This window comes from Streptomyces sp. CA-142005, from assembly GCF_050942335.1.
GTDB lineage: Bacteria > Actinomycetota > Actinomycetes > Streptomycetales > Streptomycetaceae > Streptomyces.
This window is the reverse complement of the sequence record NZ_CP192078.1, coordinates 9,855,274-9,877,258: the sequence shown is the minus strand read 5'-3', so window position 1 is coordinate 9,877,258 and position 21,985 is coordinate 9,855,274. Positions and strand designations below refer to the sequence as shown.

Below are 21,985 nucleotides of genomic sequence, written 5' to 3'. Positions count from 1 at the left end.
CCCAACCGCCACCTTGTCAGGGTCGGACGGAATGGCGAAGACAATCGAACACATGCTTGAATCTGGCTGTTAGTCCGATTCCCGACGACCTCGCTCGCGCACAGGAGGAGTGGCACGCCAGGGCCGGCGGTCGGCGGGCTGGGCGGCGCTGCACGGTGCACGTCATGTCCGAGCTAAGATGCTGTTCTGGTAGCCGCCGTCGGCCAAGACCTTGGTCACTCGCGGGTGCGTTGCGGCCAGGTCGTCGAGCAGGACCTTGCCGCCGACGGTGTCGTGCGCGGAGGCAGCGGTGACCAGGACGGCCAGAACGAGGCCGAGAGTGTCGGTGATCAGGTGCCGCTTGCGTCCTTTGATCTTCTTGCCGGCGTCAATGCCCTGGCTGGTCTCGGCCACGTTTCCTGAGGTATTCACGCTTTGTGCGTCGACCACGGCCGCGGCCGGCTCGGTGTTGCGGCCGTGGGCTCGGCGGGTCTTGTCACGCAATAGGTCGTGGACCTGCTCGGTGGTGCCGTCGGCTTCCCACTTGGCGTAGTAGTCGTACACGGTCTTGTACGGCGGGAAGTCATGCGGCGGGCATTCCCACGGGATGCCGGTGCGGTTGACGTAGAGGATCGCGTTGACGATCTCTCGCAGATCATGCACCCGAGCTGCCGTTCCAGGCCCGGTCCGCCTCGCCCTCCAAGCAACGAAGACCGGCTCGATCAAGGCCCAGCGGGCATCGGACACATCACTGCGGTACGGACGGCGAGGACTCACACACCCTGCAACGACCACCAACGCCGCCAGTCACAAAAACATCCCAGATCACCAACTACCTAGATCAGATGCCCTCTTAACACCAAGCCGCGCACCATCGAAATCCGCCGCCCAGCCCGGACGGCATACAGGTACGGTGCCAGAAAGCCTGCCGATGTGCCTCAGACCGACTTGGTCTCTCCACCGTCGACGCGGAGGTTCTGTCCGGTCATATAGGCCGACTCCTCGCCGGCCAGGAAGCGTACGATCCGAGCGGCCTCTGCGGTGCTCTGCGCTCGGCGCAGCGGGATGCCGCTCGTCCACTGGGCCGGGACCACACTGGGGTCGTCCTTGGTCAGCCCGGTGAGCACGTTGTTCATCCGGATGCCCTGCGGGCCGTACTCGTTGGCGTACAGCTTGGTGAAGGAGGCCAGCGCCGCTCGCATCGTCACTGACACGGGGAACTTCGGACTGGGCTCGAAGGCGCCTGCGGTGGAGATGTTCACGATCGCACCGCCGCCGGAGGCGATCAGGTGGGGCGTCACGAGGCGGGCCATGCGCACGACGTTCAGCAGGTAGAGGTCGACGCCCTCGGACCATTGCTCGTCCGTGATCTCGAGTACCGGGCCGCGTGCCGCGTGACCGCTGCTGTTGACGACCGCGTCGACCCGGCCGTACTTGGACACCGCGAGGTCGACGCACGCCCGAAGGTCCTCGACGCTGGTGTTCGAGCCGTCCACGCCGGCGCCACCGAGCGATTCGGCCAGGGCGCGGGCCCGGCCCGACGGCGACATCGCGACCACCCGGTAGCCGTTCGCGGCGAACTCCCGCACGCACGCGGCGCCGATTCCGGATCCGCCACCGACGACGATCGCGACCTTCTCGGATGCGGACGAGGGGGTCTCAGGCACGTGTGTACTCCTTCAGGCGGGTGGTGACCAGGGACTCGAGCGCGTCAGCGGCCAGCTCGGCGTAACGGGCGAAGTCGGTGTCGTCACCGGCGGCCGCGGCCACGCGGAAGCCGTCGGTGAGTGCGCGCCCCATGACGGCCATGTCGTGCGCCAGCTCCTCCGCGACGTCCTCCGGCACCCCCGGGTATGAGGCCCGGAGCCGGGAGGTGACGAACTCGAACATCTCCTTGCGGATGGCGAGGTACCGCTGCCGGGCGAGGTTGTCCTCCAGGCGCCGCTCGAACGCGAAGACGAGGCCGATGCTCCAGAACGCGGCGGCCGGTTCCGCCAGGCTCGCGGAGGCTGCCGCCGACTCGCTGATGCTGTGCCGCAGCAGGTCACGCATGCCACCGACGGACGCGTGGGTCTGCTTCCAGACCTCGAAGCAGTAGTCGAGCAGTTCGACGAAGAGCTGCTCCTTGTTCTGGAAGTGCCAGTAGACCGATCCGATCGGCAGACCGGACGCGCGTGCCACATCGGCCATGGTCGTGCCCTCGTATCCGGCCTCGACCGCACGTGAGAGCACGGCCTCGAGGATCGCCTGCTTCGACACCTCGGACGCCCGGTGGGTCTTCCGCCTCGTGGCCATGGGTCCCCCTCACTCCTCGTCGGACTGCCGTTCTACCAAATCGCACGCGAACCCTTGACACCGGTGATGCGCGCTGTTCATTGTAATGCAGATTCTAGAACGCAGCTTCTAGGGAATCGCCGACGGAACGCGAACCGGTGCGCGATCCACCTCCTCCCGGCGGGCCACTGCGATGGCACAGGTCCGTCCAATCCCGAGACAGAGAGGTCTCCATGAGGATCACCGACGACATCGCTCAAGAGAGAATGAGCGGCCTGCAGATCCGCGCCGTCATCGTGGCGATCGCCCTGGTCGTGCTCGACGGCTACGACGTCTCACTCACGTCGTTCGCCGCCCCGTACCTCGAGAAGGGCTTCGGGGTCTCCAAGGCCGAGCTCGGACTCGTCATGTCCGGCGCCCTGATCGGCATGCTCGTGGGCTCGATCATCGTCGCGCCGCTCGCCGACCGCATCGGCCGGCGCAAGATGGGCGTCATCTCCACCGCGACGATCGCGGTGGGCATGCTCATCGGCCCGTTCGCGACGCCGGAGACCGGTACCGGGCCCCTCGTCCTGAGCCGCATCGTCACCGGCGTCGGCATCGGCTCCCTGGTGGCCGTGGCCGGTGTCATCCTCGCCGAGTACACGGGCAAGCGCGTGTACTCGCTGGTGATGGCCGTCTACGCCGCCGCGATCAACATCGGCGGACTGCTCGGCTCCATGATCGTGGGCCCGATGCTCGGCCCGCACGGCTGGCAGTTCGGCTGGTGGACCGGGTTCGCCCTGAGCGCGATCGCCGCGGTCGCCACCTTCGCCCTCCTCCCCGAATCGCTCGCCTGGCTCTCCGAGGGCCGTCGCACGGACTCCCTGCAGCGGCTCAACGCGCTCCTGACGAAGATGGGCCGCCCCGCGCTCGAGGCGCTGCCGGAGTCGGACTCGACGGCCGTCAGGGCGAAGGGCTCGCTGCGCACCGTCTTCACCGGCCGGACCGGCTTCTACACGCTGCTGATGATCGTCGGGTACCTCGCGTACATGCTCAGCTTCTACTTCATGACGAACTGGGCGCCGAGCACCGTCGCGGACGCCCACCACAACCCGGCGCTCGCCCCGCAGCTCGTCACCGCCTTCAGCATCGGCGGCATCCTCGGCAACGTGCTCTTCGGCTACCTCGCCGACAAGCTCAACGTCCGCCTCCTCACCCCGGTCTTCCTGGTCCTGGCCACCGTCACCCTGTCGCTGTTCGGCATCGCGGGGCCGGGGATGCCGACCGCCTGGTGGACCCTGTTCCTGGCCTCGTTCTTCGTCTGCGCGGGCACCGCCGCCTTCTACGCGATCGTCCCGACGCTGTACCCGACGCTGGCCCGCTCGACCGGTTTCGGTGTCGTCATCGGCGTCGGCCGGTTCGGGGGCATCGCGGCGCCGATCGTCGGCGGCGCGGCCTTCGACGCGGGCATGGGGATGGGGGCGGCCTTCACCGTCTTCGCGCTGCCCATGCTCGTCGCCGGCCTCTGCGTCCTGGCTCTGCACCTGGGCCTGCGCCGCTCCGGCTCCGACGTAGCGGATGCCCAGCCCGCGCTCGCCGGTACGTCCGCGTAAGCGCCGTCCACCACTTTCGACACACCTCGAGAAACCCGAGAAAGAGGAACCACGCCATGCCGCTGGCCGTCGCAGCGCTCTCCCACGCGCCGTCGTTCGGCAACGTCGACCCGGGCGGGGAGACGTTCGCCGAGATCAATGCCGCCATCGACGAGGTCAGGGGATTCGTCGCCGAGTACGGCCCCGACCTGGTCGTGGTGTTCGGACCGGACCACTTCAACGGCCAGCTCTACTCGCTGATGACCCCGTGGGCGATCGGCGCGGCCGCCGAGGGCGTCGGTGATTACGGCACCACCGCGGGGCCGCTCCCCGTCGACGGCGGTGCCGCCCGGGCCTTCCACTCGGCGGTGCTGGCCGAGGGCATCGACATCGGCCGCAGCGAGCGGATGAAGGTCGACCACGGCGTGGTCCAGCCGCTCGACTTCGTGTTCGGGAAGGGCTTCACCCAGCCGATCGTGCCGGTGTTCGTGAACGCGATCGGCCTGCCGCTCTCGCCCATGCGGCGGGTGCGTCTGATGGGCGAGGCGTTCGGCCGGGCCGCCCAGGCGATGGACAAGAAGGTGCTGTTCCTCGCCTCGGGCGGCATCTCCCACAGCCCGCCTATCCCGCGCTGGGACGGCGCCCCCGACACCGTGCACGAGCGCCTGGTCTCGTACGCGCCCTCGCCCGAGGAGCGGCACGAGCGTGAGCAGATGATCGTCCGGGGCATTCAGGCGATCGCCGACGGCAAGGCGCCGAGCGACCCGCTGAACGAGGAGTGGGACACGCTCGTCCTCGATGTGCTCCGCTCCGGCGACCTGAGCCCGGTCGACGGCTGGGAGAACGGCTGGTTCCTGGCGGAGGGCGGCTCGGCCGCGCACGAGATGCGCAGCTGGGTCGCCGCCTACGCGGCGCTGTCGACCGCCGGCCCGTACCGCTTCGCCGTCGACCACTACTGGGCGGTGGAGAAGTGGGGCGCCGGCTTCGCGATCCAGGCGGCGGTGACCGCATGAGCCAGGTGGGAAAGACGCACTTCGCGACCTTCTGGGAGGAGATCGCGGACCTGGAGCACACGCTGCGGTACGTGGACGCGGGCGGCTACCGCACCCGGGTGCTCGACTTCGCCGGGGCGGCCCCCGACGCACAGACGGTCGTGCTCGCCAGCGGTACCAGCGGCCACATCGAGGCGTGGACGCAGAACGTCCGCGCGTTCGTGGAGGCCGGCTTCCGGGTGGTCGGCTACGACTACCCGGGCCAGGGCTACACCTCGCTGTCCGACCACCCCCTGGAGATCCGCGACTACGAGGAGCACCTGCTCGCGCTGCTCGATGCACTGGGCCTTCAGCGCGTGCACCTCGCCGGTGAGTCGCTCGGCGGCTGGCTCGCGCTGAAGTTCGCGCCGATCCACCCCGACCGGCTGCACACGGTGATCCTGTCCGCCCCGGGCGGGCGGATGGTCGAGGAGGCGCGGCTCGACAGGACGCAGTCGGTGAGCGCCCAGGCGGTGAGCGAGCCGACCTTCGAGAACGTGAAGAAGCGCCTGCAGGTGGTGATCCACGACCCGGAGAAGATCACCGACGAGCTCGTCCGCGTCCGCCAGGCGATCTACGCCCGTGAGGGGTTCAGCATGGCGTACGTGTCCGCGCTGCGGGAGCCGGAGCGGCGCTGGCGCAACCGGGTGACGGACGCAGACTTCGCGGCGCTCCCGGTCCCGGCCCTGATGGTGTGGACCGACAACGAGCCGACCGGCGACGAGGCCGAGGGCGAGCGCCTGTGCGCCCTGATCCCGGACGGCGAGTACCTGCTGGTCCGCGGCGCCGCGCACTGGCCGCAGTGGGAGGGCGCCGCGGAGTTCAACGCCGCGGCGGTCGCCTTCCTGAAGAAGCACGCCGGACGAAAGGACCGCCAGTGAGCGTCTCCCAGGAGACCGTCAACGAGATCGCGCGCGAGCTGTTCGAGGCGAAGCGCGGCGTGTACACCGTGCCGTACGTGAGCCCCCGGCTCCCCGAGCGCGATCTCGACGCGGCCTACGCGATCTCCGCCGAGTTCGCCGCCCTCCGCGAGCGCGAGCTGGGCGTGAAGCGGGTGGGCCGCAAAGTCGGCCTGACCAACCACCTCGTGCAGCAGCGTGTGGGCATCGACGAACCCGACTACGGGATCATCCACGACGACATGGTGCACGCCTCGGGAACGCGCCTTCCGCTGTCCCGGTACAACCGGCTGCTGATCGAGGCCGAGGTCGCGTTCGTCCTGAAGAGCGACATCCACAAGGCCACCCGCGAAAGCGTCGAGGCCGCGATCGACTACGTGACCCCCGCCTTCGAGGTCGTCGACTTCCGCTACGGCGGTTCGGTCGGGCAGATCGTCGACACCATCGCCGACAACGCCGGCTGCAGCGGCGTCGTCCTCGGCGAGGAGCGGCACCCGTACGGCGAGGTCGACCTGACCAAGGTGGAGATGGTCATCACGGGCGGCGACACGGAGATCACCCGGGGCGTCGGCAGCAACGTGCTGGAAGACCCGGTCAACGCGGTGATCTGGCTGGCCCGGACCGCGATCCGCACCGGCCAGCCGCTGCGCGCCGGCGAGGTGCTGCTGTCCGGGTCCATCGGCTACATCGAGCCGTGGCCCGCCGACGTCGAGTGCGTCGCCACCATCACCGGACTCGGTCGCGTCGTCGCGACCGCGGACTCGAAAGGCTGACCGTCCCATGAACGACTACCGCCCCGTCGACGCGACCACCCGCGTCGAGATCGAGCAGCTCATCGCCGAGATGCTGTACCGCCTCGACCACAACCGGGCCGACACCACCTGGGAGCTGTACACCGAGGACGGCATCTCGGTCGGCCCGATGGGCGACATGGACCGCGAGGCCATGAAGGCCTGGGGTGCCAGGCGCGCCCGGCAGACCGACGTCGTCGGCCGCCACTTCATCGGCGGGATCCGCCTGGTGTGGGACGGCGAGGAGGTCGAGGGAACGGTGCAGTACCTCACCTTCCGCGACACCAACGAGCCGCAGACGCAGCCCGCTTCGGTGGGCGAGTTCCGCGAGCGCTACCGCAGGGTCGACGGCCGGTGGCTGTTCTCCCGTCGCGAGATCGTGCCGGTCTTCGGCGGCAAGGCGGCCGCGGCGCACGCCGCGCGGCTGGCCGGGCGAGAGGGGTCGGCGCAGTGAAGCAGGCAGCTCTCGGCGGCAGGAACCCCGTCCTGTACCACCAGTCGGTGCCGTCGTTCTCGATGCCGGAGTGGGCGGCGGCAGCCGGCTACGACGGGGTGGTCCTCGACCTCCAGCACGGCGAGCTGGGGCTGGAGGCGGCGTGCGGGATCCTCCGCTCGATCCCGCGGGACAACGCGTACGCGTACGCGCGTGTGGGCTCGCTGGATCCCGCCCCGATCCTGCGGCTGCTCGACAGCGGGGCCCGCGGCATCGTCGCGCCCAGCGTCGAGTCCCGGGCCGAGACCGAAGCTCTGGTCGCCGCCGTCAAGTACCCGCCGGCCGGCAACCGCAGCCTGGGTCCGTCCAGGCCTGCGCTGTACCCGGGCAACCCGGGCGACCCTGGTGACTCGTACACCGAGGCCGGCAACCGTGCCGTATCCGCCATCGCCCAGATCGAGACGAAGGCCGGCGTGGACCGTGCCGAGGAGATCGTCTCGACCCCCGGCCTGGACTCCGTCTACATCGGACCCGCCGACCTGGCCGTCTCCTACGGTCTGCCCGGACGCGGCGACTGGGAGGACGGCCCCGTGCGCGAGGCGATCGCGTACCTGCGCGAGGTGACGACCGCGCACGGCGTCACCCTCGGCATCTACTCGGGCCGGCCGGAGTACGCGGCCGGCCTGTTCGCCGACGGCCTCGTCGACTACGTGGCCCTCGGCATCGATCTCGTCCTGCTGAACCGCGCGTTCGGCGACACCATCGCCGCGCTCGGCTCGGCACGATCCACTGGGAGCACCTCATGACCACCGCTTGCGACGTCCTCGTCGTCGGCGCGGGCCCCGTCGGCCTGACCCTGGCCAACCTGCTCGGACAGCAGGGCGTCGATGTCCTCGTCGCCGAACGGGAGCACGCCCTCATCGACTACCCGCGGGCCGTGGGCATCGACGACGAGGCACTGCGCGCGATGCAGACCGCCGGCCTCGTCGACGAGGTGCTCCCCCACACCATCCCCGACCAGAAGATCTACATGGTCAACGGGGACCGGATGATCCTCTCCGAAGTCAACCCGACGACACGCGAGTTCGGCTGGCCGCGCCGCAACGGCTTCGTGCAGCCGCTGGTCGACCAGGTGCTGCTCGCCGGCCTGGACCGCTTCCCGAACGCCGCCGCACGCTTCGGCGCCGAGGTCGTGGACCTGGCCGAGGACACGGACGGCGTGCTCGCCACGCTCCGAGGCGGCGAGACGGTGCGCGCGCGGTATGTCGTCGCCGCTGAGGGCGGGGCCTCGCCCACCCGCAAGCGCCTGGGCATCTCGTTCGAGGGCGAGACCCGGCCGTCCGACGGCCTCGTGATCGACGTCGCCAATGACCCGATCGGTACGCCGCATGCCGTCTTCGGCGGGGATCCGGCCCGCAGCTACGCCTCCATCGCGCTGCCCCACGGCATCCGGCGCTGGGAGTTCACGCTCTTCGAGGACGAGTCCGAGGCCGAGGTCGACAACGACGAGTTCGTCTTCGGCCTGCTGGCGCCGCATGTGCCGGACCCGTCCAAGCTGGACATCATCCGCCGCCGCGTCTACCGGCACCACGCCCGTATCGCCGGTCGGTTCCGCCAGGGGCGGATCTTCCTCGCCGGCGACGCCGCCCATGTCATGCCGGTCGTCGGCGGCCAGGGCTGGAACTCGGGGATCCGTGACGCCTTCAACCTCGGCTGGAAGCTGGCAGCCGTCGTCAAGGGCCTGGCGAGCGACGGTCTGCTGGACACGTACGAGACCGAACGGCTGGGCCACGTCACGCAGATGGTGGCCGTCTCCCTCGGGATGGCCAAGGAGATGACCGACCACGACCCCGAGAAGGCCGCCGAGCGCGACCGGATCGCCGCCAACCGCACCCCCGAGGAGCGGGAGGCCCAGAAGCGGCAGGCGTTCAAGCCGCAGCCGAAGTTCGACCGGGGCGTGGTGGTGCACACCCCGCTGCCGACGTTCAAGACGTTGCCCGACCGCGACGTCCCCCGTCTGGCCGGGTCGATCTTCCCCCAGCCGAGGGCCACCGACACCGACGGCGTCGAGATGCTGCTCGACGACGCCACCGGGCAGGGCTGGCGGATCCTCACCTGGAACAACGACCCGACGGCGTTCGTGTCGGACCCGCGGCTCGCCGTGCTCGACCGGCTCGGCGCCCGCCTCGTGCAGGTGGTGCCGAAGGCGCAGCTGCCGTGGGCGCGCAAGCAGGCCACGCCCGGCGTCACCGTCGTCGGCGACCTCGGCGGCGAGTCGGGCCTGCAGGCCTGGTTCGACGCACGGCCGGTCGGTGCCGTCGTCGTCCGCCCCGACCATGTGATCGCCGCCGAGTGCCTGGCCCAGGAGCTCGACGACGTACTCGGCAAGGTCTTCGCGGTCGCCTGCGTGGTGTGATCCCGGCATGTCCCCGAGAGAACCCCGAACACGCCCGAACACGATGGAGGGCCGATGCCCGATCCGAGCGAGGCCGCCCAGATCGACGACGTGTACTGGCGCGACGAGTACACGCCCATCACGGAGGACGACGTCTTCCTCGACCGCATCGTCGCAGAGGCCGACCTGCCGTCGCTGCTCACGGCGCTGGCAGCCCTGACCGGGGATCAGACGCTGATCCCGGCTGAGCTGCGCCCGCCGCTTCCACCCGTCGACACGACCCCGCCTGCGCACGGCGGCATGAGCGAGGCCGCGCAGGCGCGGGCGCGTGAGCTCGCGCTGTCCGCCCTCAAGCGCGTCCGCGACGAGGGGCTCACCCGGCCCCGTCTGCTGGAGCCCGGGGAAGCACGCACGATCGTCGACTTCATCACGGGCGGGGCGAGTGCCGAGGATGCGGCACTGATGATGCACGAGCTCGGCCTGGTCGCACAGCGTCCGGGAGCACCGACCTGGCACATCGACGAGGTCGCACCCGACCGCGACTTCGAAGTCGCGGTCATCGGCACCGGGATGAGCGGTATCGCAGCGATGTACCGGCTCAGGCAGGCGGGCGTACGGTTCACCGCGTTCGAGAAGCACCCCGAGGTCGGCGGCACCTGGTGGGCCAACACCTACCCCGGCGTACGTCTCGACACCCCGACCTTCGGCTACAGCTTCTCCTTCGCCCAGCGGGCCGACTGGCCCGACGCGTACGCCGAGGGTGCGGAGATCGAGGCGTACGCCGTCGAGATCGTCGATCGCGCCAAGCTGCGCGAGCACATCGAGTTCGACACCGAGGTCGTCTCGATGACCTGGGACGAGGCATCGGCCACCTGGGAGGTCGTCGTACGGCGTGACGGCGTCGAGCAGCACCGGCGGTTCCACGCCGTCATCGCCGCGACCGGGCAGCTGGAGAAGCCGAACATCCCGGAGATCCCCGGGCAGGACGACTTCGGCGGCGTACAGATGCACTCCGCGCGGTGGAACCACGACGTGGACCTGACCGGAAAGCGCGTCGCAGTGGTCGGCACCGGCGCCAGCGCCTACCAGATCGTCCCGAGTATCATCGACCGCGTCGCCCACCTCGATGTCTTCCAGCGGTCCGGACCGTGGACGGTTCCCGCCCCGAACTACCACGACCCGACACCGCCGGCCCTGGCCTGGCTCAGCGAGCACGTCCCGCACTATGGTCAATGGTTCCGCTTCCAGGCGTTCTGGGGTGCGCGCACCGGACGCCTCCACACCGTCGAGGTCGATCCGGAGTGGGACCGCACCGACTCGGTGTCGGCGACCAACCTGCGGGTGCGCGAGGAACTCACCGCCATCATGCGCGAGCAGTGGGCGGACCGTCCCGATATGCTCGATGTCGTCGTGCCCGCGTATCCCCCCGGCGGCAAGCGCATGCTCCGCGACAACGGCGTGTGGGCGCGCGCACTGCACCGGGAGCATGCCCATCTCGTCACCTCCCCGATCGAGCGGTTCACGTCCGACGGCATCGTCACCGCCGACGGCGAGCACCACCCGGTCGACGCCGTGGTCTACGCGACCGGGTTCAAGGCGTCCGACTACCTCGACCCGATCGTGGTCACCGGGCCGTCCGGGCAGACCCTCAAGGAGCACTGGAACGGTGATGCGAGGGCCTGGGCCGGTGTATGCGTGCCCGGCTTCCCGAACCTCTTCCTCATCCAGGGGCCCAACACGAACTACGTCGTGCACGGCCAGTTCCACTTCATGATCGAGTGCGGGGTCGAGTTCACCACCGAGGCGATACATCAGCTGCTGCGCCGCGGGGATGCGTCGCTCGAGGTCAAGCAGGAGACCCTGGACCGCTTCCTCGCGTGGGTCGACCAGGGCAACGCCGAACGTGCGTGGGGGCAGCCGCAGGTACGCACCTGGTACAAGAACTCCCGCGGCCGGGTCTCGCAGGTATGGCCGTACGGCCATCTCGAGTACTGGAAGCTGACACAGGGCGCCGACTTCGACACCGACTTCCACCTCCGCCCACGCCCGGAGGCATCGTCGTGACCGCACGGCGTGATGTGCTCGTGGTGGGCGCCGGCCCCATCGGGCTCGTCGCCGCTCTCCTGCTCGCCGACGCGGGGGTGCGTACGACGCTCGTGGAGAAGGAGACCGAGCCGGGCGACCTGCCTCGCGCGATCAGCCTCCAGGACGAGTCGTTCCGCACCCTTGAGCAGCTCGGTGTGGCCGACGCGCTCAAGGCCGAGTCCCTGCTCGACACCGGTAGCCGCTACTTCGGGCTCGGGGACCGCCTCCTGCTCGAAGCGAGGCCGGTCGCGTCGCGGTTGGGGCATCCCGCCAAGACCCAGTTCGACCAGCCGGTCCTGGAGCGGCTGCTGTGGGAGCGAGCAGTCGCGCACGAGGGACTCGAGTTCCTGCGCGACGCCGAGGCGACCGCGATCACGCAGGACGGCGACGGGGTCAGCGTGACCGTGACGACAGCAGAGAAGACGGTCGCGGAGAAGACGCGGACTCTGACCGCCGACTGGCTGATCGGCGCCGATGGTGGCCGCAGCTTCACCCGCCGGGCGGTCGGGATCGAACTGGCCGGCACCACCCAACCGCAGCGGTGGATCGTCGTCGATCTGCGGGGCGAGCCGCGCGCGCGGGACCCGTTCGCCGAGTTCCACGGCGACGGGGAGCGGCCGTACGTGCTGGTGCCCGGCGCCAAGGGACGCCTGCGGATCGAGTTCATGCTCTTCGACGACGAGGACCCCGAGGCGATGACCACCCCGGAGCGGATCCGCGAGCTGATCGTGCCGCGCTTCCGGGCCGAGCTGACGCCGGGCGACGTGCGCCGCGCGGTCGTGTACATCGCGCACCAGCGCGTCGCGCGGACCTACCGTGCGGGGCGCACGTTCCTCGTCGGTGACGCCGCACACCTGATGCCGCCGTTCGCGGGCCAAGGCCTGAACGCCGGTATCCGCGACGCGACCAACCTCACCTGGAAGCTGATCGAGGCGATCACCGGCGGCGCGACCGAACGGCTTCTGGACTCGTACGAGGTCGAGCGGCGCACCCACGGAGCCGCGATGGTGACGGTCTCGCGCCGCATCGGCGCAGTCGTCATGGCGACCCACCCGGTCGTCACACGCGTACGGGACACCGTCGTCCGCACGGTCAGTCTGATCCCCCGCGTGCGCGCATTCCTCGCCAACATGCGCTTCATCGCACCACCCGACTACACCGCCGGAGTCGCCGCCCCGGCCCACAGCGTCACCCTCGACACCGTGACGGTCGGCCGCGCCCTGAGCCAACCGGTCGTACGCGACGCCACCGGCGCCGAACGCGGACTCGACGCCCACCTCGGGCGCGGGTGGACACTGCTGCAGATCGGAGGTCCGCCCGACGCGGCAGTCGACGCGTACTGGGACGCCATCGGAGCCAAGCGGCTGTGCGTCCGCGCACCGGGCGGCGAGCCGACCGACGGCATGGTCACCGAGACCACCGCGGTGCTCACCTTCGGCGCCGGCACCCTTCCGGTCTTCGTCGCGGTACGTCCCGACCGCTACGTCGCGGCGGTATTCGACTCCGCCGGCGAGCAACGCGTCGTCGAGCGCCTCCGCACCTTCATCGATGACCGCTCCCGACGGACCGATCCGTACTCCGGAATCCCGCACCCTCGCCCACCACTGAACTGGAGCACCCGATGAGCAGGTTCGTCAGCTACTACCGCGCCGACCACAGCATCGCCTGGGGGCGTCTCGACGCCGAGACCGTATATGACGCGACCCCGACAGCACCCTCACTCGCTGAGGCCATCGCAGCTGACGCCCTCGATTCCTTGGCGCACTACACCGATCGCCCGGTGGCGCTCAGTGATGTGCGGCTCGCTCCGGTCATCCCGGAGCCCGGAAAGATCATCTGCATCGGGGTCAACTACCATAGCCATCAGCACGAGATCGGCAAGGCGGCTCCTCAGGCCCCGGTCGTCTTCGCCCGCTACGCCGACAGCCAGATGGGGCATGGCGAGGATGCCCTCAAGCCGGCGGACTCCGCGCAGTTCGACTACGAGGGCGAGGTGGCTCTGGTCATCTCCAAGCCCGCACACAAGGTCTCCAGGGCCGACGCCTACGACCACGTCGCCGGCTACGCCGTGTACAACGACTTCTCGGTGCGCGACTGGCAGCGTGCCGCCAGCCAGTGGCTGCCTGGCAAGACCTGGCCGGGGACCGGTGGCTTCGGTCCTTGTCTGGTAACAGCCGACGAGGTCGGCGATGTCACCGAACTTGAGCTTACGACCCGGGTCAACGGTGAGGTACGCCAGCGCGGCAAGCTCGCCGACCTGATCAACGATGTTCCGTCGATCATCGAGTACGTCACCGCGTTCACGCCGCTTTCCGCCGGCGATGTCATCGTCACCGGCACGCCGGGCGGTGTCGGGCTCTTCATGGAGCCGCCGGGATTCATCGTCGACGGTGACGTCGTAGAAGTGGAAGTCAGCAAACTCGGAACGCTTCGCAACACCGTCCGCGACGTCTCCTGACCGGCGCAGGGCGGCAGACCCAGGCAGCAGAGTGGCTACCCCTCAATTCCCGCAGGGGCGGCGCAGACGATCAGCCACGGCATTCTCCCGGAACACGGGAGGGCGCGGGGGATGCAGGAGCGGCAGTGGATCACCGCCCGCCGGATCGAACTGGACGCTCTCGCCGAGCAGTTGGCAAAGCAACTCCAGGAGGTCCAGGCCGAGCGGGACGAACTGGCGGTTGCGGAGCGGGAGTTGAACCGCCTGGCCGAGCAGGCCCGGGCCGACGCCGGGGCTGTCGCTCCGGCATCGGCGAAGGTGGCCGGGCGGGCAGTCCTGCTCATCTCGCACCGCGGCGACGCGGCCGACGAGAGCGGGCTGCCCGGACGAGAAGTCGCAGATCCAGGCCCTGGACCGGTCCCAGCCTGTGCTGCCGATAATGCCCGGCATGCCCGAATGGCGCACCCACGACTACGTCCGCAACGGCCTGACCACCCTGTTCGCCGCCTTCGATGTCGCCACCGGCGAGGTCATCACCGCCCTGCACCGCCGGCACCGGGCCGTGGAGTTCAAGAAGTTCCTGATCCGGATCGACAAGGAGGTGCCCGCTCACCTGCAGGTCCACCTGATCGCGGACAAATACGGCACCCACAAGACTCCCGCGATCAAGGCCTGGCTGGCCAAACGCCCGCGATTCGAACTGCACTTCACCCCGACCGGCTCCTCCTGGCTCAACCAGGTCGAGCGGTGGTTCGGCTACCTGGCCCACCAGATGATCCGCCGCGGCGCACACAAGAACATCCGGGCCCTGGAAGCCGACATCCGGGCCTGGGTCAAGGACTGGAACGAAGACCCCAAGCCGTTCGTCTGGACCAAGACAGCCGAAGAGATCCTCGACTCCCTCGCCCGCTTCTGCCGACGGATCTCTGGCGCAGGACACTAGCTGCCCCGTGCCACATGCCGCGTTCAGTTGGAGCGCCTCGCACGAACCCACTCGTGCGCCGTGTGCGCCCGGCACCGCTGGTCACGAGCAGCGGCCGCCGTGATCCCCATTCGGCCGCGCCGAGTCGGCGTCCCGCGGCGGCCCGTCGCACAGGAGGCGTCCCGCGGCGGCCCGTCGCAAGGAACCACCGGCCGACGCGCACGTGTCGGACACCGTTCCCAGGGCATCGGCGATGTATGGATGCATACGCATGGGCACTGAGGGGACGTGGCGAGGCCCGTCGGGCGGCGACCGGAAAGGCGATGGCCGTCGCGGCCCGGGGCGGCTTCGCGGCGCGCGGGCTGCTGTACGTCCTCGTGGGCGTCATCGCCCTGCAGATCGCCTTCGGGCAGGACGGGGGCCGGCGCCAGGCCGACCGCGGAGGCGCCCTCGAGGAACTGTCCGGCAAGCCCTTCGGCGCGGCGATGCTGTGGATCGTGGGGGTGGCGCTCGCCGGCATGGGGCTGTGGCGGCTGTCGGAGGCGGTGTTCGGCAGAGCGGGACCGGATGGCGCGAAGCCGTCGAAGCGCGTGGCGGCCGCCGGCCGCTTTCTCGTCTACGTCTTCGCGACCTATTCGGTGCTGTCCTATGCCGCCGGTGACCGGGGCAGCGGCAGCGGGTCCTCCGACGAGCGCACCGAAGACGTCACCGCGATGGCTCTGCGCTGGCCGGGCGGCCAGTGGCTCGTGGGGCTCGCCGGTGCGGCTGTGGTGGTCGTCGGGTTGTGGATGGCCGTCCGGGCCGTCAGGAAGAAGTTCCGGAAGAACCTGCGGACCGGCGCCATGTCCCGCAGGGCCGCCCGGATGACCGACCTCTTCGGCGTGGTCGGGGGTGCGGCGCGCGGCGCCGTCCTCGCCATGGCCGGGGTGTTCGCCGTCGTCGCGGCCGCGAGGCACCAGCCGGGCAAGGCCACGGGCATGGACGACACGCTGCGCTCGTTCCGGGAGCTGCCTGCCGGGCCGTGGCTGCTCGTGCTGGTCGCGCTCGGCCTGGCCGCGTTCGGCGCCTTCTCCTGGTGCAACGCGCGCTGGTGCAAACTCTGATCCGTCCCGCCTGCTCGGTTCGGTCCGGGGCCTCGCTCCGCGAAGGGCCGGTGCCGGCCCGCTCACCGAGCCGTGGGCGCGGCGATACCCGGCCCGCGGCGCCGGCCGGCCGTCGCGGTGCGGCGGTCGGGCCGCCAGGTCGCCACCAGCGCGGCGGCCAGCAGCAGTTCGGCGATGTCACCGCCGTAGTACATGATCTCCGCGCCCTGCTGGACCTGGCCGATCGGGGCGTGGATGTCGACGAAGAACCCGCCGTACATGGCCTGCGCGATCAAGGCGTGGGCGGCGATGGCGACGCCCAGATACACGAGCCGGGTCCGCACCCCGGGCCGGGTGGGCGCGGGGTCGGGACCGGCGATGACGTGGGCGAACAGGCAGCCCGACAGCAGGAAGTGCGCGTGCATGGCCCAGTGCCACGCCGGGTGGGCCGCAGCCGTGTTGTAAAGCGGCGTGAAGTACAGCACTCCCAGGGTCCCCGCACTCAGCAGCAGCGCCACCGCGGGACGCGCCAGGAGGCGGGCCGGCGGGCTGTGCAGGAGCCCGGCCACCCCGCGGGCGCGGCCGGGAGGCAACGTGCGCAGGGCCAGGGTGACCGGCGCGGACAGTACCAGGGCCAGGGGCGCGTACATGCCGATCAGCATGTGCTGGGCCATGTGCCCGCGGAAGTCGTCGTGCGCGGCGGGCGCCAGTGGCGGGAGCAGGGCGACGGCGAGCAGCGTCAGCCCGGCCAGGAAGGACGCCGACCGCCAGGCGCTCCAGCCCTGTGCGGGGTTACGACGCCGGGCTCGCCGCACGGCGAGCAGGTAGCCGCCGGCCGCGGCGAGCAGGAGCAGCCCCGTCAGCACCGCCCCCGGCAGTTCGGCGCCGCCCTGTCCCCGCTGGTGCATCGTGCCCATCAGGCGGGGACTCCGGCCCGCTCGCCGTCCCGGGGCGCCTCGGGGTCGAAGGGCCGGCCGCCGCGCTGCAGCAGGTAGCCCCCGATCACGAACAGGCCGCCCACGACGAGGAAGCCGGCGTCCCACCAAGCCTGGTGAGGACCGCCGCGGACGTGGTGGATGCCGAGGATCTGGTGGTCCAGGACGCCCTCGACCAGGTTGAACAGGCCCCAGCCGGCGAGGATCCAGCCCCACAGGACCCGCGAGGTCCACACCGCTCGCCGGTTGTGCGTGACCCGAGAGTAGAGCATGGCCAGTCCCACCAGTACGGCGATCCAGCACACCGCGTGGAAGATGCCGTCCCAGACGGTGTTCATCTCCAGCCCCGAGGCCGTGTGGGGGTCGTAGTACTTGACCCCGATGTGGTCGTGGTCGGTGCTGGTGAGCATGTGGTGCCACTGCAGGAGCTGGTGCAGCAGGATGCCGTCGACGAATCCGCCGAGGCCGACGCCCAGGATGATCCCGGGCAGCCTCAGGCTGTTCGGAGCCGCCGGAAAGGTGTGTGCGTTGCCCGCCGTCGTGGCCATCACGTGGTATCCGTCCGGTCGACCGTGCGCGTCAGACTTTCCCGAGACGGTTTCCCGTACGGCGCGCCTCAATCAACAGCCGGTACGACTTCAGCCACATCGCCTAGCCCCCCCGGGTCCGTCCGGGCGTCGCCTTGGAGGCGGGGGCCGAGAATGCGTCACATGCGGCCGCGGGTGAGGCGGGTGAGGGGCCCGTGGGTGTGGCGCTCGGCCCGGCGGCCCATCGCGTACGACGCCGCACTCAGCGCGGTGAGGCCCGCGCCCACTCCGGCGGCGACCGCCTTGCGGTGCGCGACGACCGCCCACGCCGTCTTCGCCGTGGCCGCCACCTGCCCCGAGGCCGCGATCAGCGCCTGGCGGCCCGACTCGACCGACTGGGCCGCCGTACGGGCAGCCGCGCTCGTCGCCCGCGCCGCCCGCTCGATTCCGGCCTGCGAGGCTGACGCGGCGTCATCGGCCACGGTCACCGCCTTGTTGGCCCCGCGACCGGCCGGCTCCGTCACCTTGGCCGCCGCCTGCCGGGCCTTCGCCCCGCTCCTCTGCTCCGCCGCCGACTTCCGGTTCGTGTCATTGCTCGATTCAGTCATGGAAGTTCGCGTTGCCTGTCCCCGCCCGGGCAAACGTGTCCGGGGACCCGATGGCGAATCGCCGGAGGAGATCGCGGCACCGTTCCACCCGAACGGCCCCGGATCGTCTGCCCCCGCACCTCCGTGGCGCGCCCGCCCCGCCGCAGGGAGCGGCCCTGTCCCCCATCACGCGCGTCGAACCGCCGATCACCCCCTTGGCGTCACATGATCAGATAGCCGCCTTTTGTCCCTAAACTTCCGGCACGCCCCCCTCCCTTCCATCCGGGAGACAGAGCATGCGTCAGTGCGTACGAATGCGGGCTGTCGGAGCGGCGGCCCCGGCCGTGGTCGCCGGCGGCGTCGGCGCGTCCGTCGCCGTCACCTCGCCCGCCCCCGTCCGGCACCAGCCGGCCGCCTGGGCCGCGGCGCCGTCCTCAGCCGAGGTCTCGGCTCCGGTGGAGGCGTGTGCGGCCGGTACCGCGCTGAGCGCGGTCGCCGGCGCCGCGTTCAGCCTCGGCGGCATGATCGGCGCCGGTCTCGGCGGACTGGTCGCCGGTGCGCTCTCCCCCACGCGGCATCGGGCCAAGATTATTGCATCGTAATTAAATGCATTTGCATTTATGCCAAGGACGCTGCCGACTTCCTTCAGACCCTGGACCGGGAAGGCCGGTTGCTGGCGCCGGCTTCCAGGGTGTGCCGGTCCAGTGGTCCGGCGGGAAGGCGGGCGCCGGGTCACCGCAAGCGTCCGGTCGGCACCGCGTCGACAAGCGCACGGCCCCGGCACGGTGCTGGATCGCGCCGGAGATGCCGTTGGCGATCGGCTCCATCTCCCCGAACACTCCTGGTCCAATGATCCCGAACGCCGCACCGCGGCCGGGATACCCGAGACGGTGCAGTTCGCCACCAAGCCCCGCCTGGCCGAGCAGATGATCCAGGCCGCCCTGGACGCCGGGATCACCGCCTCCTGGGTGACCGGCGACGAAGCCTACGGCCAGGACCCCAGCTCCGCACCGCCCTCAAGGCGCGCGGCATCGGCTATGTCCTGGCCGTCGCCTGCTCGACACGGGTGAGGATCAACCACGGCCGCACTCCCGCCCGCGGCGATACCCTCGCCGACCGCCTGCCCGCCACGGCCTGGCACCGTCAGAAGCGCCGGAAACGGCGCGAAAGGCCCGCGCTACTACGACTGGGCCTGGATCCACATCGGCACCGGCAGCCATCGGCACCTGCTCATCCGACGCAACCGGTCCACCGGCGAACTCGCCTTCTACCTGTGCTGGTCACCCACCGAAGTGCCCCTGTCCGAACTGGTCCGTGTCGCTGGTGCCCGCTGGAGCGTCGAGGAATGCTTCCAGGCCGCCAAGAGCCAGGTCGGACTCGACCACTACCAGGTCCGCAACTGGACTGCCTGACACCGGCACATCACCCTCGCCATGCTCGCCCAGGCCTTCCTGACCGCCCTCGCAGCCGACGCGACCCCCAAACCGCCCGCAGATACGTACCACTTCGTCCGCAGCCGCGATCCGATCACGCTGACTGTCCCGGAGATCCGACACCTACTCGTCGCCGTCTTCAACCCACCAGCCGTGACCGCGGCCAGGCTGCTGCACTGGTCCAACTGGCGCCGACGCCACCAGGCAACAGCCCGCCGCAGCCACTACCGACGACGAACCGCCAGCGAACCCGCTGGATAGATCACGAAACCGCACTGGAGTACTAGCCGAGGCCCGCCTTCACCCGCAAGCGGCCGGCTGCTGAACAACGCCGCCGCGCTGCACAACGGCAGATCCGGAACAGTGGCCAGGGCACTTTTCAAGATTCTTTGCCGGCGTACGCCAACGCGCGCAGCCGGGGCGAGGTTCCTTGAAGCAGTGGATCCGGGGACCCTGCAGCGGTGCGTGTGGCATGACGTAATGTACGGGCGCATGGCCTTGTGGAGCTTGACGAGATGGAGAAGGCCGCGGGCAGAGCGCCGGTACCCCGACCCGCTCACGATGCACCAGCTGTGGATGGTGTCGCTGAGCGCGCCGGTCAACTGGGACCGGGACGCCTCGCGGACCACCCTGTACCCGTTCACCCGGATCGACGACGACGCGGCCAGGCAGTGGCTGGCCGGCCAGTGGGAGATCACCTCGCGTGAGAAGCTGATCGGCCGGCTCGACGGGCTGGCGCGCACCGGCTACCGGGCGCGGGTCCACCGGCTCCTCGGCGTCGCACCGCTGGCCTGGGACGCGGCCCTGTACGTCGACATCACCCGCCGCGGCTTCGGCAGCGGGATGATCAGCCAGGCCGAGGCCTGGACCGCGCTGAAGAACATCGTGCCGACGGTCGTGAGGACGTACGCCTCCTGGCACGAGTACGCCGACCACTACCTGCTCGGGCGCAAGGTCTGGCGGGACGGGTTGCAGGGCCGGTCGGAGGCGGACCTTCCCGCCCCGCATGTCGTTGCCGAGGCACATCTGCGCGTGCTGCTCGACCCAGCGAACCGGGCCAGCCCCTGGAACCTGGCACCGTGGGACGCCATCAGCAACCCCGACCACGCGCGCTGACTCCGTACGCGAAAATGAGTCCATGAGTCTGTTCCGCGACGACGGCATCGTGCTGCGCACCCAGAAGCTGGGTGAGGCGGACCGGATCATCACGCTGCTCAGCGGGGGCGCGGACGTGTACGCGCCGTGGCCCGCGGAGTGCGCCGGACCAAGCCGAAGTTCGGGCCCGGCTGGAACTGTCCACCGCGCTCTTCGAGTACCTGGAGATCTTCCATAACCGACAACGCAGGCACTCCGCTCTGGGCATGCTCAGCCCAGTGGAGTACGAACTGCGTGCAGAACCTGTAGCGTGAAATCAGGTATCCCGACTCCGTGTAACTCGGGGCAGGCCGGAGTCTCTACCTGACACGGGGCGGTTCACCCCCATCGCGTCTTACAACTGAGCTGTTCTCACACTCCCATGATCGACTGCACGTTGTGGGCCTGTGGGATCGGCTCGGGGCGGATCGTCCAGAAATGATCGCCGAGGACCATCTACGGCCGCTGTGCAATCGACGCTCCCGTACTGCTGCCCTACCTACGGACAGCACTACGGCGCCTGACCCATGGCGGGTCAGACGCCGCGCACGGTATTCCGCGTCGGAATACGCTTCGCCGCTTCCGCATGGAGCTGAGCCGTCGGGCACCCAGGACGTCCGCAACCCCAACAACGCCGTCACGTCCTTCGTTGCGGATCAAGCAATCGCAGCGGGGTCTGCGTGACGATGGGGGTCGGACCCGACGGTGTCGCGTGTCTCGCGCAACCGGACTGGATCACCAAAGGCGTCGGCCGCCGGGCAACGCATCGCGGACCTGCCGACCGCCGCGCGCTACAGTGTCGGGATCAAGGAGGTTGCCGTTGCCGTTGCACTGGAAACCGAGGAGGGCTCCGCTGCAGCCGCCGCTGTTGTCAAGGCCTGTGCCGTTGCTCGTGGGCTGGTAGGCGGCTGGGGCGGTGACCTGGGTGGGCGCCGGGCCCTTGGGGTTGAGCGGCTTCGTGTCCGACGGACCCGTACCCGGGCCCTTGGTGCCGTTCTGATGCGGGCTCTCGCTCCCGTGGGGCTGGCCCGACGGCCGCGTCCCTGGGTTCTGCCGCAGGCCCGTCTTGGCGGTGGGCGGGGGCGGCGGGGGCGGCGTCGTGGTGACGTTGCAGCTGCTGTAGCCGGCGGCGAGGACCCAGCCTCCCTCTTCGACAAAGGAGATGCCCGCTCCCAAGGCGCCACCCAGGCTGGCGCCGACACCGAGCCCGCTCCAGAAGCCGCTTCCGCCACTGTAGTGACGCATCACCTTTATGTGGTGCCTTGAGCCACCGAACATGCCGCTCAGCGACGCCACCATATCGGCGGCTGCGGCGGCTATCTCGCGTTGTGCCGCTGCGATCTCGTCGCTGTAGTCCCGGCTCGGGCTGCGGTGGCCGTGGGTGTGCTTGTAGTGGTGCCTGTAACCGCTGGAGGGGTGCCAGTAGCTGATGGGGGAATAGGACGGATGGTGGTGGTAGCTGCTGTG

General features: G+C 70.1%; 23 protein-coding genes and 2 pseudogenes. 17 read left to right on the top strand and 8 right to left on the bottom strand.

What is annotated here, in order from left to right; all coding sequences use genetic code 11:
* Nucleotides 1–162: 162 nt before the first annotated feature.
* The 3 genes from ACQPXS_RS45745 to ACQPXS_RS45735 all read right to left on the bottom strand — a co-directional run bounded on the left by ACQPXS_RS45745 (nt 163) and on the right by ACQPXS_RS45735 (nt 2,274).
* Complete coding sequence (locus tag ACQPXS_RS45745; protein ID WP_433455397.1) at nt 163–726, bottom strand: IS5 family transposase; 564 nt, start codon at nt 724–726, stop codon at nt 163–165.
* Between the two features lie 191 nt (nt 727–917).
* A complete protein-coding gene (locus tag ACQPXS_RS45740; RefSeq protein ID WP_433455395.1) occupies nt 918–1,646 on the bottom strand; it encodes an SDR family oxidoreductase in 729 nt (242 codons plus the stop codon).
* Nucleotides 1,639–2,274, bottom strand: coding sequence for a TetR family transcriptional regulator (locus tag ACQPXS_RS45735; protein WP_390683756.1), 636 nt, complete (start codon nt 2,272–2,274; stop codon nt 1,639–1,641). Before ACQPXS_RS45735 ends, ACQPXS_RS45740 begins: the two co-directional genes overlap by 8 nt.
* A gap of 212 nt (nt 2,275–2,486) precedes the next feature.
* Between ACQPXS_RS45735 and ACQPXS_RS45730 the strand changes: the two genes are divergently transcribed.
* Genes ACQPXS_RS45730 through ACQPXS_RS45685 form a run of 10 tightly spaced genes read left to right on the top strand, consistent with a single transcriptional unit; the run spans nt 2,487 to nt 13,919 of the window.
* Nucleotides 2,487–3,848: an MFS transporter gene (locus ACQPXS_RS45730; protein WP_433455392.1), complete on the top strand. Its 1,362-nt coding sequence runs from the start codon at nt 2,487–2,489 to the stop codon at nt 3,846–3,848.
* Nucleotides 3,849–3,904: 56 nt separating this feature from the next.
* Nucleotides 3,905–4,840: a 3-carboxyethylcatechol 2,3-dioxygenase gene (locus tag ACQPXS_RS45725; RefSeq protein ID WP_433455390.1), complete on the top strand. Its 936-nt coding sequence runs from the start codon at nt 3,905–3,907 to the stop codon at nt 4,838–4,840.
* Nucleotides 4,837–5,739 carry an alpha/beta fold hydrolase gene (locus ACQPXS_RS45720; protein ID WP_433455388.1) on the top strand — a complete coding sequence of 301 codons (903 nt, stop codon included), beginning with the start codon at nt 4,837–4,839 and terminating at the stop codon, nt 5,737–5,739. Before ACQPXS_RS45725 ends, ACQPXS_RS45720 begins: the two co-directional genes overlap by 4 nt.
* Nucleotides 5,736–6,530, top strand: a complete 795-nt coding sequence (locus ACQPXS_RS45715; protein WP_433455386.1) for a 2-keto-4-pentenoate hydratase — start codon at nt 5,736–5,738, stop codon at nt 6,528–6,530. Before ACQPXS_RS45720 ends, ACQPXS_RS45715 begins: the two co-directional genes overlap by 4 nt.
* A gap of 7 nt (nt 6,531–6,537) precedes the next feature.
* The gene (locus ACQPXS_RS45710) at nt 6,538–7,002 is read left to right on the top strand and encodes a nuclear transport factor 2 family protein (RefSeq protein ID WP_433455384.1); all 465 of its coding nucleotides are present in this window, start codon (nt 6,538–6,540) and stop codon (nt 7,000–7,002) included.
* Nucleotides 6,999–7,787 carry an HpcH/HpaI aldolase family protein gene (locus ACQPXS_RS45705; RefSeq protein WP_433455382.1) on the top strand — a complete coding sequence of 263 codons (789 nt, stop codon included), beginning with the start codon at nt 6,999–7,001 and terminating at the stop codon, nt 7,785–7,787. Before ACQPXS_RS45710 ends, ACQPXS_RS45705 begins: the two co-directional genes overlap by 4 nt.
* A complete protein-coding gene (locus tag ACQPXS_RS45700; RefSeq protein ID WP_433455380.1) occupies nt 7,784–9,397 on the top strand; it encodes a bifunctional 3-(3-hydroxy-phenyl)propionate/3-hydroxycinnamic acid hydroxylase in 1,614 nt (537 codons plus the stop codon). Before ACQPXS_RS45705 ends, ACQPXS_RS45700 begins: the two co-directional genes overlap by 4 nt.
* Before the next feature lie 54 nt (nt 9,398–9,451).
* Nucleotides 9,452–11,440, top strand: a complete 1,989-nt coding sequence (locus ACQPXS_RS45695; RefSeq protein WP_433455378.1) for a flavin-containing monooxygenase — start codon at nt 9,452–9,454, stop codon at nt 11,438–11,440.
* The gene (locus ACQPXS_RS45690; RefSeq protein ID WP_433455376.1) at nt 11,437–13,086 is read left to right on the top strand and encodes an FAD-dependent monooxygenase; all 1,650 of its coding nucleotides are present in this window, start codon (nt 11,437–11,439) and stop codon (nt 13,084–13,086) included. The genes ACQPXS_RS45695 and ACQPXS_RS45690 overlap by 4 nt, the downstream gene beginning before the upstream one ends.
* Entirely contained in the window at nt 13,083–13,919 is an 837-nt protein-coding gene (locus ACQPXS_RS45685) for a fumarylacetoacetate hydrolase family protein (RefSeq protein WP_433455374.1), read from the top strand. Before ACQPXS_RS45690 ends, ACQPXS_RS45685 begins: the two co-directional genes overlap by 4 nt.
* Before the next feature lie 42 nt (nt 13,920–13,961).
* Here the strand turns inward: ACQPXS_RS45685 and ACQPXS_RS45680 are convergent, their stop codons facing one another.
* A complete protein-coding gene (locus ACQPXS_RS45680; protein WP_433455372.1) occupies nt 13,962–14,348 on the bottom strand; it encodes a hypothetical protein in 387 nt (128 codons plus the stop codon).
* Between ACQPXS_RS45680 and ACQPXS_RS45675 the strand changes: the two are divergent.
* Nucleotides 14,284–14,841, top strand: a pseudogene (locus tag ACQPXS_RS45675) (IS630 family transposase); the annotation flags it as partial. The gene ACQPXS_RS45680 and the pseudogene ACQPXS_RS45675 overlap by 65 nt on opposite strands.
* 236 nt (nt 14,842–15,077) lie before the next feature.
* Nucleotides 15,078–15,923 (top strand): DUF1206 domain-containing protein, encoded by an 846-nt coding sequence (locus ACQPXS_RS45670; protein ID WP_433455370.1) that lies wholly within the window; start codon nt 15,078–15,080, stop codon nt 15,921–15,923.
* A gap of 62 nt (nt 15,924–15,985) precedes the next feature.
* Here ACQPXS_RS45670 and ACQPXS_RS45665 read toward each other — a convergent pair whose 3' ends face one another.
* The 3 genes from ACQPXS_RS45665 to ACQPXS_RS45655 all read right to left on the bottom strand — a co-directional run bounded on the left by ACQPXS_RS45665 (nt 15,986) and on the right by ACQPXS_RS45655 (nt 17,972).
* Nucleotides 15,986–16,810, bottom strand: a complete 825-nt coding sequence (locus ACQPXS_RS45665; protein WP_433456243.1) for a cytochrome c oxidase assembly protein — start codon at nt 16,808–16,810, stop codon at nt 15,986–15,988.
* Nucleotides 16,811–16,818: 8 nt separating this feature from the next.
* Nucleotides 16,819–17,385, bottom strand: coding sequence for a DUF2243 domain-containing protein (locus tag ACQPXS_RS45660; RefSeq protein ID WP_433455368.1), 567 nt, complete (start codon nt 17,383–17,385; stop codon nt 16,819–16,821).
* 158 nt (nt 17,386–17,543) lie between these two features.
* Entirely contained in the window at nt 17,544–17,972 is a 429-nt protein-coding gene (locus ACQPXS_RS45655) for a hypothetical protein (RefSeq protein ID WP_433455366.1), read from the bottom strand.
* Nucleotides 17,973–18,265: 293 nt separating this feature from the next.
* On the opposite strand from ACQPXS_RS45655, the gene ACQPXS_RS45650 reads away from it, so the two are divergent.
* The 5 genes and pseudogenes from ACQPXS_RS45650 (at nt 18,266) to ACQPXS_RS45630 (ending at nt 20,793) form a co-directional block, all read left to right on the top strand.
* Nucleotides 18,266–18,553, top strand: coding sequence for a hypothetical protein (locus tag ACQPXS_RS45650; RefSeq protein ID WP_433455364.1), 288 nt, complete (start codon nt 18,266–18,268; stop codon nt 18,551–18,553).
* Nucleotides 18,554–18,571: 18 nt separating this feature from the next.
* Nucleotides 18,572–19,021: a transposase gene (locus tag ACQPXS_RS45645; protein WP_433455362.1), complete on the top strand. Its 450-nt coding sequence runs from the start codon at nt 18,572–18,574 to the stop codon at nt 19,019–19,021.
* 924 nt (nt 19,022–19,945) lie between these two features.
* On the top strand, nt 19,946–20,500 hold the full coding sequence (locus ACQPXS_RS45640; protein WP_433455360.1) for a DUF1266 domain-containing protein: 555 nt from the start codon (nt 19,946–19,948) through the stop codon (nt 20,498–20,500).
* A gap of 22 nt (nt 20,501–20,522) precedes the next feature.
* A pseudogene (gene recO, locus ACQPXS_RS45635) lies at nt 20,523–20,665 on the top strand (DNA repair protein RecO); the annotation flags it as partial.
* Nucleotides 20,666–20,670: 5 nt separating this feature from the next.
* Nucleotides 20,671–20,793, top strand: coding sequence for an IS3 family transposase (locus tag ACQPXS_RS45630; RefSeq protein WP_433456241.1), 123 nt, complete (start codon nt 20,671–20,673; stop codon nt 20,791–20,793).
* Nucleotides 20,794–21,253: 460 nt separating this feature from the next.
* Here the strand turns inward: ACQPXS_RS45630 and ACQPXS_RS45625 are convergent, their stop codons facing one another.
* Nucleotides 21,254–21,763 (bottom strand): hypothetical protein, encoded by a 510-nt coding sequence (locus ACQPXS_RS45625; RefSeq protein WP_433455358.1) that lies wholly within the window; start codon nt 21,761–21,763, stop codon nt 21,254–21,256.
* Between the last annotated feature and the right edge of the window lie 222 nt (nt 21,764–21,985).

Bases quoted from the DNA above. Each gene is read 5' to 3' on its own strand.
- ACQPXS_RS45650 (WP_433455364.1), top strand. From the start codon at position 18,266: ATGCGGGCTGTCGGAGCGGCGGCCCCGGCCGTGGTCGCCGGCGGCGTC.
- ACQPXS_RS45725 (WP_433455390.1), top strand. From the start codon at position 3,905: ATGCCGCTGGCCGTCGCAGCGCTCTCCCACGCGCCGTCGTTCGGCAAC.
- ACQPXS_RS45710 (WP_433455384.1), top strand. From the start codon at position 6,538: ATGAACGACTACCGCCCCGTCGACGCGACCACCCGCGTCGAGATCGAG.
- ACQPXS_RS45700 (WP_433455380.1), top strand. From the start codon at position 7,784: ATGACCACCGCTTGCGACGTCCTCGTCGTCGGCGCGGGCCCCGTCGGC.
- ACQPXS_RS45685 (WP_433455374.1), top strand. From the start codon at position 13,083: ATGAGCAGGTTCGTCAGCTACTACCGCGCCGACCACAGCATCGCCTGG.
- ACQPXS_RS45720 (WP_433455388.1), top strand. From the start codon at position 4,837: ATGAGCCAGGTGGGAAAGACGCACTTCGCGACCTTCTGGGAGGAGATC.
- ACQPXS_RS45625 (WP_433455358.1), bottom strand. From the start codon at position 21,763: ATGCGTCACTACAGTGGCGGAAGCGGCTTCTGGAGCGGGCTCGGTGTC.
- ACQPXS_RS45655 (WP_433455366.1), bottom strand. From the start codon at position 17,972: ATGACTGAATCGAGCAATGACACGAACCGGAAGTCGGCGGCGGAGCAG.
- ACQPXS_RS45670 (WP_433455370.1), top strand. From the start codon at position 15,078: ATGGATGCATACGCATGGGCACTGAGGGGACGTGGCGAGGCCCGTCGG.
- ACQPXS_RS45695 (WP_433455378.1), top strand. From the start codon at position 9,452: ATGCCCGATCCGAGCGAGGCCGCCCAGATCGACGACGTGTACTGGCGC.
- ACQPXS_RS45730 (WP_433455392.1), top strand. From the start codon at position 2,487: ATGAGGATCACCGACGACATCGCTCAAGAGAGAATGAGCGGCCTGCAG.
- ACQPXS_RS45735 (WP_390683756.1), bottom strand. From the start codon at position 2,274: ATGGCCACGAGGCGGAAGACCCACCGGGCGTCCGAGGTGTCGAAGCAG.
- ACQPXS_RS45680 (WP_433455372.1), bottom strand. From the start codon at position 14,348: ATGCCGGGCATTATCGGCAGCACAGGCTGGGACCGGTCCAGGGCCTGG.
- ACQPXS_RS45660 (WP_433455368.1), bottom strand. From the start codon at position 17,385: ATGGCCACGACGGCGGGCAACGCACACACCTTTCCGGCGGCTCCGAAC.
- ACQPXS_RS45645 (WP_433455362.1), top strand. From the start codon at position 18,572: ATGCCAAGGACGCTGCCGACTTCCTTCAGACCCTGGACCGGGAAGGCC.
- ACQPXS_RS45640 (WP_433455360.1), top strand. From the start codon at position 19,946: ATGCACCAGCTGTGGATGGTGTCGCTGAGCGCGCCGGTCAACTGGGAC.
- ACQPXS_RS45665 (WP_433456243.1), bottom strand. From the start codon at position 16,810: ATGCACCAGCGGGGACAGGGCGGCGCCGAACTGCCGGGGGCGGTGCTG.